The organism is Dietzia sp. B19 (assembly GCF_014145155.1).
Lineage (GTDB): Bacteria > Actinomycetota > Actinomycetes > Mycobacteriales > Mycobacteriaceae > Dietzia > Dietzia natronolimnaea.
On record NZ_JAALED010000021.1, the window covers coordinates 1 to 11,679 of the forward strand.

An 11,679-nucleotide genomic window follows, 5' to 3' on the forward strand; every position below is an offset into this window, starting at 1 on the left:
CCGAGCACCGCCCACGCCTGCTCCGCCAGGGCCGGTGTCGCGGCGGCCACGACCGTGCCGCCGTCCAGCGGTTGCCGACCGTCCGGTCCGGTGATCACGCCGCCGGCCGCCTCGATGATCGGGATGAGGGCCACGATGTCGTAGGACTTCAGGTCGGACTCGACCACCAGGTCCACCCGGCCCGCGGCGAGCATGCAATAGGCGTAGCAGTCCCCGCCGAAGCGCTGCAGGCGCACCCGGGTGGCGAGGTCGTCGTAGCGTCGGCGCAGCTCACCGTCCCCGAACATCGACGGGTGGGTGGTGTACATGATCGCCTCGGACAGCTCGTCGCACCCCGACACGTGCAGATCGAATGCCTCCGGCCCGTCCGATCGGCGACGTACGGTGGCGCGTCCGTGGACCGCGGCGAAGGTCTCCCCCAACACCGGTTGGTCCATCCACCCGGCGACCGCCCGGCCGTCCTCCACCACCCCGACGAGCGTGCCCCACCCCGCCATCCCCGTGAGGAAGGCCTTGGTGCCGTCGATCGGGTCGAGATACCAGGTGCGGGGGGCGTCCGGGGGCCCGGACTCGCCGTTCTCCTCCCCCACCACCCGGTCCCCCGGCGCCATCGACGAGATCCCGGCCCGCAACAACGCCTCGATGTCGCGATCGGCCTCGGTCACCGGGTCGTACCCCCGCCCCCCGCCCTTGTCGCCGGCGACCAGCGCCTCGAGCTCGCCGTGGAAGTGGCGGCGGGCGATCCTGCCGGTGGCGGCGAGCAGCTCGTCGAGGTGCTCGATCAGGTCAGGGTCCAGGGGGCGGTCGGGCCTCGCAGTCATGGCCCCATGGTGCATCACGGCCACCGGTCGCACGCCGGATCACACCGCGACATACTCGTTCCCACCCCTCTACACGTGCCCATCCGGATAGCGTGAGCAGACCGAACCGCACGGACGGAGCCGAGATACGTTGAACGACCTCGTGGACTTCATCTCCACCCGCCGGCTCCAGCTCGCCACCGACTCCTGGCAGCACGTCAGCGCGACCGTGCAGGCGGTCCTGCTGGCCACGCTGCTGTCGGTGGCCGTCGGCGTGGCGGTGTACCGCAGCAGGGCCGGCTCCGCCGTGGCCACCGGCCTGGCCGCCACCGCGCTGACCGTGCCCTCGTTCGCGTTGCTGGGACTCCTCATCCCGATCCTGGGGCTGGGCGTGCTGCCCACCATGACCGCACTGGTGATCTACGCGGTGCTGCCGATCCTGCGCAACACCATCGTCGGACTCGACGCCGTCCCCGCGGCCACCGTGGACGCCGCGCGCGGGGTCGGGATGAGCCGGATCGGGGTCCTGGGCCGGGTGGAGATCCCGCTGGCGTGGCCGTCGATCCTCGCCGGGATCCGCGTGTCCACCCAGATGTCCATGGGCATCCTCGCGATCGCCGCCTACGCCAAGGGCCCGGGCTTGGGGAACCTGATCTTCGCCGGGCTCTCCCGGGTGGGGACGCCCACCGCGCTGCCGATGGCGCTCACGGCGACCGTCCTCATCGTCGTCCTCGCGCTCGTCCTCGACGCGCTCCTCGTCCTCCTCGGACGCCTCACCATCAGGGGGAACCAGTGACCACACCCACCGCGCACGACGCCGGCGCCGTGTCCGGGGTGCCCATCACCCTGGACGACGTCACCAAGGTCTACCCCGGCCAGGACCGACCGGCCGTCGACCACGTCTCTCTCGAGTTGCCCGCCGGACGCACCACCGTGTTCGTGGGTCCCTCCGGCTGCGGCAAGACCACGACGATGCGGATGATCAACCGGCTGATCGAACCCACCTCGGGGACCATCACGATCGACGGCCAGGACAACCGGACCCTCGACGCCGACACCCTGCGGCGCCACATCGGCTACGCCATCCAGGCGTCCGGCCTGTTCCCGCACCTGACGGTCGCCCAGAACGTCGGGACCGTGCCCCGGCTCCTCAAGTGGAGGAAGTCGCGCGTGGCGGACCGCGTGGACCAGATGCTGGAGCTGGTGGGCCTCGACCCGGCCGACTACCGCGACCGCTACCCCGCCCAGCTCTCCGGTGGCCAGCAGCAGCGGGTCGGGGTGGCGCGCGCCCTGGCCGCGGACCCGCCGGTGCTGCTCATGGACGAGCCGTTCGGCGCCGTGGACCCCATCACCCGCGCCTCCCTCCAGGACGAGCTCATCCGCCTGCAGGAGGAGCTGCACAAGACCATCGTCTTCGTCACCCACGACTTCAACGAGGCCGTCAGGCTCGGCGACCGGATCGCGGTGCTCGGGCCCGGCTCGTCGGTCCTGCAGTTCGACTCCCCCGAGGCGATTCTCGCCAACCCGGCCGACGAGACCGTGGCCGGCTTCATCGGCGACGACGCGGCGTTGAAGACACTGACCCTCCGGCGGGTGGGGGACGTGGTCCTCGGAGAGGCGACGACGGCGAGGGAGTCGGAGGACCCGGCCGACTTCGCCTCCCGCGTACGCGGGACGGACGACGAGTGGGCGGTGGTCCTGGACGACTCCGGGCGCCCCCTGCGCTGGGTGCGCGGGGACCTGGTGGCCCGGATGCCCGACCTGCGTTCGGGTGGCCAGCCGGTGGCCGGCACCGTGACGGTCGACTCCACGCTCCAGGAGGCGCTCGACGGGCTGCTCTCGACCGCCAGCGCGACCACCGTGGTGGTCGACCGTTCCGGGGCGTACCGGGGGACGATCGGCATCGACGACCTGGTGGGAGAGCTCCGGCGCATCCACCACCACCACAACGTCCCCGGTTCCCCGGACCCCGCGGAGCGCTCGTGAGCGCCGCGGCGACCGCGTCCCGCGCCGCGTCCCGCGCGGACTCGGCCCGGTTGGTGGTCCAGCCGGTCCTCATCACGCTGGCCGCGGTGGGCGTGCTGTGGTGGGCCTTCGGGTCCGAGCTCGACGAGACCCAGAGGGCCTCGCTCAACGCCTCGTCCATCACCCAGCGCACCCTCGAGCACGTCCAGATCACCTTCACCGTGGCCGCGATCGTGGTCGCGGTCGGGGTGCCGCTGGGGATCCTGCTCACCCGCCGCCGGATGGGTTTCCTCGCGCCCGTCGCCATCGGGATCGCCAACGTCGGCCAGGCGGCACCGGCGATCGGGTTGATCGTGCTGCTGTTCCTGGCCACCAACCGGACCGGCTTCTGGATCGGCGTCCTGCCCGTGGCCGTCTATTCACTGCTCCCGGTGCTGCGCAACACGATCGTGGGGATCCGGAACGTGGATCCCGCGCTCATCGACGCCGCGAGGGGACAGGGCATGACGACGAGCCGGGTCCTGCGCACGGTCGAGTTGCCGCTCGCGGTGCCGTTCATCCTGGCCGGGCTCCGCACCACGCTCGTCCTGGCGGTCGGCACCGCCACGCTGAGCTTCCTGGTGGACGCGGGCGGGCTGGGCATCTTCATCGACACCGGCTATCGACTCCAGGACACCACCACACTCGTGGTGGGTTCCGTCCTGGCGGTGTGCCTGGCCCTGCTGGTCGACTGGCTCGGCGGGGTGGGCGAGGTCCTGTTCAACCCGAGGGGGCTGCGATGACCACCGTGAAGCGACTCCTCGCCTCGTGTCTGGCCACCGTGCTCGTGGCGACCGGGTGCGGGCTGAGCGACGGCGGGTCCGTGCCCCTGCCCGTGGGCCCCGGCCCGGACGGCACCGTCCCCGCGCTCGAAGGGGTGCGCGTGACGGTCGGCGGCAAGGACTTCACCGAGGGCGTGATCAGCAGCTACCTGGTGGAGTTCCTCCTGGCCGCCGCCGGGATGGAGGTCTCCGACATGTCCTCGCTGGCCGGGTCCAACAGTTTCCGGCAGGCCCTGGTCACCGGCCAGGTGGACATCGGGATGGAGTACACGGGCACCGCGTGGATGAGCTATCTCGGCAACTCGGAACCCATCCGCGACCCCGAGGGTCAGTGGGTGGCCGTCCGGGACGCCGACCTCGAGGCCCACGACATCCGGTGGCTGCCCCCGACGACCGTCGACAACACCTACTCGTTCGCCATGAGCCGGGCCACCGCGGAGGAGACCGGGCTGCGCACGTTCTCCGATTACGCCCGGCTCGTCCAGACCGATCCGGACTCCGCCGTGACCTGCATGGAGACCGAGTTCTCCGTGCGCCGTGACGGCTGGCCCGGGCTGGCCGAGGCCTACGGTTTCGACGCGGCCACGGTCCCGGTGCCGATCATGCAGCCCGGGATCATCTACCAGGCCACCGCCACCGGCCGGGAGTGCCGGTTCGGCGAGGTCTACACCACCGACGGCCGGGTCAAGGGCCTCGACCTGGTTGTCCTGGAGGACGACCAGCGCTTCTTCCCCGTCTACAACCTCGCCACCGTGGTGCGGGGCGAGTTCCTGGACGCGCACCCCGAGATCGAGGAGGTCCTCGCGCCGCTCGTCGAGGTCCTCGACAACGAGGTGATGGTCGAGATGAACATGCGGGTCGACGTCGACGGCGACGATCCGGCGCTGGTCGCGAGGGATTTCCTGGTGGACCGGGGACTGGTCTCCGCGGAGTGACCGCGCGTCCGGTCGTGCAGAGCGCGGCGAAGAGGCGAACAATCGGGGTCAGGTACCCGAGGAGGACACTCATGACCAGGAACCCGCTGGCCGCGATCCCGAGGTCGGCATCGCGCCTTCCGCGGATGGCGCCGGACATGACGCTGCTTCCGGCCGGTCGGATCGTCACCCTCACCGACGACGTCACCACCAGGCTCTACGACACCGGCGAGGAGCACCTCACGCCGGTCGTCCTGCTGCACGGGATGGCCGCCACCGGGATGCTCAACTGGTATCAGACCTTCCAGCGTCTGCGGGGCGAGTACCGGCTCATCGCCTACGACCAGCGCCGCCACGGGATGGGCCACGGCGGCCCGTTCGACTTCGGGGCGCTGGGCGAGGACGTGCTGCGCGTCTCCGACCACCTGGAGTTGGAGAAACCGGTGATCGGCGGGTACTCGATGGGCGGCATCGTCGCCCAGCTCGCGGCCCGTCGCGACCCCTCCCGCCTCGGCGGACTGGTGTTGGCCGCCACCGGTACCGGTGCCCAGCGCAACGCGCTGGAGAAGATCACGATGGGATCGCTGACCCGGGGAGCCCCCGTGCTCAACGCCGTACCCGTCGAGGTGGCCAGGGAGATCGGCGACGAGGTGCCCAGCGCCTACACCTGGGCGATGCGGGAACTGGCCTCCGTGCCCCTCGCGACCCACAGGACGGTGATCACGGAGGTGGCCCGGTTCAACTCCACGTCGTGGCTCCACGAGCTGGAACTGCCCGTCGCGGTCGTCAAGACCATGCGCGACATCGCCTTCCCCCGGTGGATCCAGGACGAGATGGCCGATCTGTTGCCGCACAGCGCGGTGTTCCCGATCAGCGCCGGCCACGCCGCGTGCGCGACCCATCCCGGGACCTTCGCCCGTCGGATGCGCACGGCGATCGGCTGGGTGGTGTCCAACTCGCATTGAGGACGCACCGCGATCGCCGAGGCCGGCGCCGTCGGCGCGGTCGGTGCCGTCGGCGCTGTCGGTGCTGCTACAGCGCGGAGTACCGCACGGCCGTGATGACGAAGACGACGATCGCGACCCCACCGAGGACGACCCCGACCAGTCCCCGGCGCGGGTCCGGCTCCTGGTTGGTGAGCCACCCCGTGGGCCACCGCGCGAGCAACCCGAAGGCGACGGCCATCAGCGCGGCGAGGAACGCGATGATGTTGAGCAGTGGAACCCAGGACAGCGCCAGGGACCCCACCCCCAGCACCAGTGACCGGGTGCCCAGGTCCATGCCCTCGGACGATCTCTTCCTCGGGGAGGCGGCGTCGGAACGGGGGCGCAGCGGCATACGGCCAGCCTAACCGCGCCGCCCGGAAATCGGCTCAGCCCAGGAACTGCTAGGCCAGGAACTGACCGTCGACGAATCCCGCCAGCAGGACCGCGAACCCGCCCATCTCCCCCACGATGAGTGCCAGCATCCCGACCCGCAGCATGGTCGACGGGTGTTCGAATTGGTTGGTCGTGTCCCGCAGCGCGCCGTGGACGATGTAGCTGGCGATCGCCACCACGAAGAAGAACACCAGGACCCCCGCCGCCGCGAGGTTCACCCACGTGGGCCAGCTGCTCAGCTCCACGAACGCGGCGATGAGCAGGATCGCGAAGGAGTAGAGCAGGGCCGCCCGGTGCGCGATGTCGACGTAGGGGTGCGCGAGGTGGTCCGCGCTCGTGGCCATCTGCCGGTACTTCCACACCCCCAGCCCCAGGGCCAGCAGGAAGACCAGTCCGGCGGCGAGCAGCGCGAGCCGCGTGTCGAGGCCGAGATCGACCGTCACCGCCGACAGGGTGGGGGAACTGAGCGGGTCCATGGGTCCTTCCGGGGACGCTGAGCGATACGGCTGACTCGAGTACCCACCGACCCTAGGGCAGAGTCGGGCACCGCACCGGGTCACCTCGCCCGACGGTCGCCGGGCCCGGGATTGTCGTCACGTCGGGCCACCCACGAGAATGCTGCGTATGCCACGACTCCGAGAACTCGCGGGCCGGCCCGACGTCAGGACCGACCTGCTGCAGATCGTCAAGAGCATGATCGCCGCCACGGCCGCGTGGTGGCTCTCCGCGCACGTCCTGGACTCGCCGTTGCCGTTCCTGGCGCCGTGGACCGCCCTGCTCACCGTGCACGCCACCGTCCACAGGTCGCTCTCCCGGGGAGTGCAGACGACGGTGGCGTCCGCGATCGGCGTCGGCCTGTCCTTCCTCATCGGGTTCTACCTGGGCGTCAACGTGTGGACCTTCGCCCTGGCGATGTTCGTGGGTCTGGCCGGCGCCCGGATCACCTGGATCCGGGACGAGGGCGTCGCGATCGCCACCACCGCGGTGTTCGTGCTCTCCAGCGGGTTCTCCGACCAACAGCCCCTGCTCCTCGACCGCATCATCGAGGTCGCCGTCGGGGTGGGGATCGGCGTGCTGGTCAATCTCCTGATCATCCCTCCGATGCGGGATCAACAGGCGGCCAGCCACGTGGACCGCATCGACCGCCGGATCGGGGACATCCTCATCAACATGTCCGACGAGTTCTCCACCTCCTGGGAGACCGACGCCGCCGACGCGTGGAGACGCGAGATCGAGTCGCTGTCCGACGAGGTCGAGACCGCGTGGGGAACGGTGCACTTCGCCCGCGAGAGCCGCCGCTCGAATCCCCGCCTGGCCCGCCAGCGCCTCGGCCGCGGACAGCCTGCCGGCGAGGGGGTCGACTACGAGGAGGTGCTGGGTCGCGTCGACGAGGCCGTCTCGCACTTGAGGCACCTCATCCGCACTCTCCACGAGGCCACCTATGCGGAGGGGCCGTGGGACGAGCGCTTCCGCAGCGAGTGGGCCTCGATCGCTCGAGACGCCGGCCACGCGATAGCCGATCCCGATGCCGAGATGGCGTCCATCCACGACCGCCTGGTCGGGTTGACGCACGCCATGGCCGAGGACGGCCGACTGCCCCGGGACTCCTGGCCGGTCTACGGCTCGTTGCTGACCAGCATGTTCCACATCGCCGTGCTGATCGACGACGTCGCCTCGGAGCGGGAGGTCCGGTAAGGGGCCTAGCGCTCCCCCCGGCCGGCCTCCCGCTGTTCGGCGTCCAGGCGGGCGACCCTCCGGGCCCCGGCGAGTTGCCGATAGGAGGACTCGACCAACTCGGCGACCTCGTCCCAGTCCACGGAGCCCGGATCGCCCGCCCCGTGTTCCCCGGGCCGGTCCAGTGGCAGCGCCCGCCATCCCCGGACGCCGACGTAGGCGGGCACGACGATTCGCTCGTCCTGCTCGAGCGCCGGCAGGTCCTCCGGGTCCGGGAGGAACAGCAGGGCGCGGTCGAGCAGGGGATCCGAGTGATCCCCCTTGACCTTGCCGCCGTAGGCGGCGAAGACCGTGGTCGTGTACCAGTTCGGCCGCCCGTGCGAGATCTTCTCCGCGGCGTCCGGCAGCGCCAGGCAGATCCGACGCAACCGGGCGAGCAGCGGATCGGCGTCGTCGAACATGATCGGGTGGCCCATGGCTACAGCCTCACGTCGTTGTAGGCGCGCTCGTCCTCGATCGGCTCGAGGTGGGTGGTGATGTGGGAGTGCGGAAGCGCGGCGTGGATCTCCTGCTCGACCTTCTCCACCAGATCGTGGCCCCGCTCCACACTCCAGTCGCCGGGGACGAGCGCGTGGAACTCGACGAAGCGCCACCGGCCGGACTCGCGGGTCCGCAGCTCGTGGAAGTCGACCCGGCCCGGCTGCCGGTGCCTGTCCAGTACGGCCTGGATCGCCTTGTTGTCCTCCTCGGGGAGTGTCGCGTCCATCAGCCCCATCCCGGACTCGTGGACGAGCTTGTAGCCGATGAACAGGATGTTCAGCCCCACCCCGATCGCGACGATCGGATCGAGGAACTCCCAGCCGGTGACCCACACCAGGGTCACACCGATCACCACGCCGACCGAGGTCACGACGTCGGTGATCAGGTGTTTCCCGTCGGCTTTGAGGGTGGGCGACCGGTGACGGACCCCGGCCCGGATCAGCAACGTGCCCACCACTCCGTTGATCACGGCCGCCACGACGGAGATCGCGAGGCCCAGCCCGAGCGACTCGATCGGCACGGGATTGAGGAGTCGCTCGACACCCGTGTAGAGGATGAACGTCGCGGCCACGAAGATCATCGCGCCCTCGACCACGGCGGAGAAGTACTCGGCCTTGGAGTGGCCGTACTGGTGGTCGTCGTCGGCCGGGCGCTCGGCGACGGTGATGGCGATCAGCGCGACCACCGCGGCCACCAGGTTGACCACCGACTCCGCCGCGTCGGCGAGCAGGCCGACCGATCCGGTCACCCACCAGGCCACCACCTTCAACGAGATGGTGACGATCGACGTGGCCACCGACAGCCACGCGAACTTCTTGAGAGTCGACACGTCATGTGAGCGTAGTCCGCTCGTGGGACGACGTCCCCCCTGCCGACGGCCGGATATCGGTAGGGTCGTAGACATGCATGTAGGACTTGCCTGGCTCGCAGTAGCGGTGTTGCTCGCCGCCGGAGAGGCGGCGGGCGGCGAGTTGTTCCTGATCATGCTCGCCGGGGGCGCTCTCGGTGGGGCCGCCGCGGCCGCGCTCGGCGCACCGATCTGGGGGCAGGCCCTGGCGTTCGCCCTCGTCTCGATCATCCTCGTCGCGGGGGTGCGACCCCTCGTCCGCCGCCGACTCCTGTCCGCGCTCCCCGAGCACGACACCAACACGGCCGCCCTGACCGGACGCGACGGCACCGTGGTCGAGGCGATCGGACCGGCCGGCGGCCTCGTTCAGATCGCGGGGGACACCTGGACGGCGCGCCCACTCATCGAGGGCGAGACGTTCGACGCCGGGGACAAGGTCCTCGTGCACGAGATCGAAGGGGCCACCGCGATCGTCGTGCGTGGCATCTAGAGAGCCCGAGTCCGACACACAGCCGACAGCACGACACAACAGGAGGAAACCATGGGTGGCTTGATCTTCCTTGCCGTCATCGTCATATTGATCGCCTCGGTGGTGGTGAGCTCCGTGAAGCTCATCCCGCAGGCGGAGGCCGCGGTCATCGAGCGACTGGGCCGCTACCAGCGCACGGTGAGTGGTCAGCTCACCCTGATCATCCCGTTCATCGACCGGGTCCGCGCGAAGGTGGACCTGCGTGAGCGGGTGGTGACCTTCCCGCCCCAGTCCATGATCACCGAGGACAACCTCACGCTGAACATCGACACGGTCGTCTTCTTCCAGGTCACCGACCCCAAGGCCGCGGTCTACGAGATCAACAACTACATCGTCGCCGTCGAGCAGTTGGCCACCACCACGCTCCGCAACGTCGTCGGTGGGCTCACGCTCGAGCAGACGCTCACCAGCCGCGACATGATCAACAAGCAGCTCCGTGGGGTGCTGGACTCCGAGACCGGCCGCTGGGGCCTGCGCGTGGCCCGTGTCGAGCTGCGGTCCATCGACCCGCCGCTGTCGATCCAGGAGTCGATGGAGAAGCAGATGAAGGCCGATCGCGAGAAGCGCGCGACGATCCTCACCGCCGAGGGACAGCGCGAGGCCGCCATCACCACCGCCCAGGGCGCCAAGCAGGCCTCCATCCTCGACGCCGAGGGCAACAAGCAGGCCTCGATCCTCAACGCGGAGGCCGACCGGCAGTCGCGCATGCTCCGTGCCCAGGGTGAGCGGGCCGCCCGCTACCTCGTGGCGGAGGGCCAGGCGGCCGCCATCGCCCGCGTCAACGCGGCCGTCAAGGCCTCCAAGCCCACGCCGGAGATGCTGGCCTACCAGTACGTCCAGAACCTGCCGGAGATGGCCAAGGGCGACGCGGCCACGATGTGGATGATCCCCTCGCAGTTCGGGGACTCGCTGGAGAACTTCGCCAAGGCCGTGGCCAAGAAGGACGACGACGGGGTGTTCCGCTACGAGCCGCCCGCCACCGATGACGACGCGGATCTGCCGTCGGCCCCCGAGCACTGGTTCGACACCTCGACGGACCCGGAGATCGCCCGGTCCGTCGCGGCCGCCGAGGCCGCCGCGGAGGGGGCGTCGTCGTCCGCGACCGCCACGGAGAAGCCGAAGTCCAAGCCCAAGCCCGGGGTCTTCGACATGGTCCCCTCGTCCGAGGGCGGGATCGCCCCGGACGACACCCCCGCCCTCTCGGGCCCGCAGGGGGCACAGCCGGGGCAGCCCGCCGGCATCGACCCCGGCGTGGATCTCGAGCAGGGCCTGCAGCAGGGCGCATACCCGGTCGACGAGGCCGGCCGGGACCGTCCCTGACCCGATCCGGCCGGGTTGCGGGCGCCGCCACGACCACTGGAAGTAACATGCCCGTGTGGCACGTAACAGTGGACGCGGTGGCGCCCAGCCACCCGATGCAGAGGACATCCGCCTGATCGAGGCGGCGGCCTCGGTGTTCGCGGAGCGCGGCATCAAGGGCGCGAGCACCGACGACATCGCCAGGTCGGCCGGGGTGACGCGGGTGACGTTGTACCGCAGGCTCGGTCCGCGCGAGCAGATCCTCCGCGCGCTGTACGCCCATGAGGCGCAGCGCCTGATGATGTCGGTCAACGCACGGTTCACCCCGTTCGAGTCACTCGAGTGGGATCCGGTCCGGCACGTCGAGGACCTGCTCGTCGGCACCGTCTTCGACATCCGTAGAAGCGAACTGCTCCAGCGCCTCGTCGAGGTGGACAAGGTCGAGGCCATGGCGATGCTCGCCGGTCAGTCCGACTCGGTTCTGGGCGCGATCACCGGGATCGTCGCGGAGTTCATCCGGAGCACCTGGAACGCCGACGTCCACACCCGACCGATGGACGCGGACGAGTTCGACACGCTGTCCCGCGAGGTCGGCAGTGTCGTGGGCCGCTTCCTGCACTCCATCGCCGTGATGCCGGACGGCCCGCCCGTCCTGGAGACCGAGGACGAGATCCGGGCGCTGGCGCGGCGGGTGCTGGTCCCGATGATCCTGCAGCGCTGAGGCAGTGCCTCAGAGCGCCGCGGGCACCTTCTCCCCGCCCAGTTCATGGGCCAGCGCGGCCCTGAGCCCGGGGTAGCGGAACGGGTGGTCGACCGCGCGCAGGAGCGCCGGGTCGACCCTCTGGTCGGCCAGCGCCAGCTCGTCCGCCCCGCGGCTGCCCAGGACCAGGCCGGGCGCGAAACCGGGGACC

The 11,679-nt window shown here is 70.4% G+C and carries 15 protein-coding genes; 9 read left to right on the forward strand and 6 right to left on the reverse strand.

Annotated features, from left to right (window positions below):
* The coding region (locus G6020_RS00995; protein ID WP_182609362.1) for an inositol monophosphatase family protein at window positions 1-821 on the reverse strand (821 nt) is incomplete at its 3' end.
* A 130-nt stretch (window positions 822-951) separates the two neighbouring features.
* Between G6020_RS00995 and G6020_RS01000 the strand changes: the two genes are divergently transcribed.
* The 5 genes from G6020_RS01000 (at window position 952) to G6020_RS01020 (ending at window position 5,465) form a co-directional block, all read left to right on the forward strand.
* Window positions 952-1,596 carry an ABC transporter permease gene (locus G6020_RS01000; protein WP_182609363.1) on the forward strand — a complete coding sequence of 215 codons (645 nt, stop codon included), beginning with the start codon at window positions 952-954 and terminating at the stop codon, window positions 1,594-1,596.
* Window positions 1,593-2,786, forward strand: coding sequence for an ATP-binding cassette domain-containing protein (locus tag G6020_RS01005; RefSeq protein WP_182609364.1), 1,194 nt, complete (start codon window positions 1,593-1,595; stop codon window positions 2,784-2,786). The genes G6020_RS01000 and G6020_RS01005 overlap by 4 nt, the downstream gene beginning before the upstream one ends.
* Window positions 2,783-3,547 (forward strand): ABC transporter permease, encoded by a 765-nt coding sequence (locus G6020_RS01010; protein ID WP_182609365.1) that lies wholly within the window; start codon window positions 2,783-2,785, stop codon window positions 3,545-3,547. The genes G6020_RS01005 and G6020_RS01010 overlap by 4 nt, the downstream gene beginning before the upstream one ends.
* The gene (locus tag G6020_RS01015; protein WP_179523640.1) at window positions 3,544-4,521 is read left to right on the forward strand and encodes a glycine betaine ABC transporter substrate-binding protein; all 978 of its coding nucleotides are present in this window, start codon (window positions 3,544-3,546) and stop codon (window positions 4,519-4,521) included. Before G6020_RS01010 ends, G6020_RS01015 begins: the two co-directional genes overlap by 4 nt.
* Window positions 4,522-4,592: 71 nt before the next feature.
* Window positions 4,593-5,465 carry an alpha/beta hydrolase gene (locus tag G6020_RS01020; protein ID WP_241732516.1) on the forward strand — a complete coding sequence of 291 codons (873 nt, stop codon included), beginning with the start codon at window positions 4,593-4,595 and terminating at the stop codon, window positions 5,463-5,465.
* A 67-nt stretch (window positions 5,466-5,532) separates the two neighbouring features.
* Here the strand turns inward: G6020_RS01020 and G6020_RS01025 are convergent, their stop codons facing one another.
* Together G6020_RS01025 and G6020_RS01030 are read right to left on the reverse strand one after the other, a co-directional pair.
* Complete coding sequence (locus G6020_RS01025; RefSeq protein ID WP_182609366.1) at window positions 5,533-5,838, reverse strand: hypothetical protein; 306 nt, start codon at window positions 5,836-5,838, stop codon at window positions 5,533-5,535.
* 49 nt (window positions 5,839-5,887) lie between these two features.
* Complete coding sequence (locus G6020_RS01030) at window positions 5,888-6,355, reverse strand: hypothetical protein (RefSeq protein WP_182609367.1); 468 nt, start codon at window positions 6,353-6,355, stop codon at window positions 5,888-5,890.
* A gap of 148 nt (window positions 6,356-6,503) precedes the next feature.
* On the opposite strand from G6020_RS01030, the gene G6020_RS01035 reads away from it, so the two are divergent.
* Window positions 6,504-7,574, forward strand: a complete 1,071-nt coding sequence (locus G6020_RS01035) for an aromatic acid exporter family protein (protein ID WP_182609368.1) — start codon at window positions 6,504-6,506, stop codon at window positions 7,572-7,574.
* Between the two features lie 5 nt (window positions 7,575-7,579).
* Here the strand turns inward: G6020_RS01035 and G6020_RS01040 are convergent, their stop codons facing one another.
* Complete coding sequence (locus G6020_RS01040) at window positions 7,580-8,029, reverse strand: MmcQ/YjbR family DNA-binding protein (RefSeq protein ID WP_182609369.1); 450 nt, start codon at window positions 8,027-8,029, stop codon at window positions 7,580-7,582.
* A gap of 2 nt (window positions 8,030-8,031) precedes the next feature.
* Window positions 8,032-8,922, reverse strand: a complete 891-nt coding sequence (locus G6020_RS01045; protein WP_182609370.1) for a cation diffusion facilitator family transporter — start codon at window positions 8,920-8,922, stop codon at window positions 8,032-8,034.
* A 73-nt stretch (window positions 8,923-8,995) separates the two neighbouring features.
* Between G6020_RS01045 and G6020_RS01050 the strand changes: the two genes are divergently transcribed.
* Genes G6020_RS01050 through G6020_RS01060 form a run of 3 tightly spaced genes read left to right on the forward strand, consistent with a single transcriptional unit; the run spans window position 8,996 to window position 11,489 of the window.
* The gene (locus G6020_RS01050) at window positions 8,996-9,430 is read left to right on the forward strand and encodes an NfeD family protein (RefSeq protein WP_182609371.1); all 435 of its coding nucleotides are present in this window, start codon (window positions 8,996-8,998) and stop codon (window positions 9,428-9,430) included.
* A gap of 51 nt (window positions 9,431-9,481) precedes the next feature.
* A complete protein-coding gene (locus tag G6020_RS01055; protein ID WP_179523647.1) occupies window positions 9,482-10,789 on the forward strand; it encodes an SPFH domain-containing protein in 1,308 nt (435 codons plus the stop codon).
* Window positions 10,790-10,844: 55 nt separating this feature from the next.
* A complete protein-coding gene (locus G6020_RS01060; RefSeq protein ID WP_182609372.1) occupies window positions 10,845-11,489 on the forward strand; it encodes a TetR family transcriptional regulator in 645 nt (214 codons plus the stop codon).
* A gap of 9 nt (window positions 11,490-11,498) precedes the next feature.
* Here G6020_RS01060 and G6020_RS01065 read toward each other — a convergent pair.
* Window positions 11,499-11,679, reverse strand: a 181-nt coding sequence (locus G6020_RS01065) for a DUF1731 domain-containing protein (RefSeq protein WP_182609373.1), incomplete at its 5' end; no start/stop codon positions are given.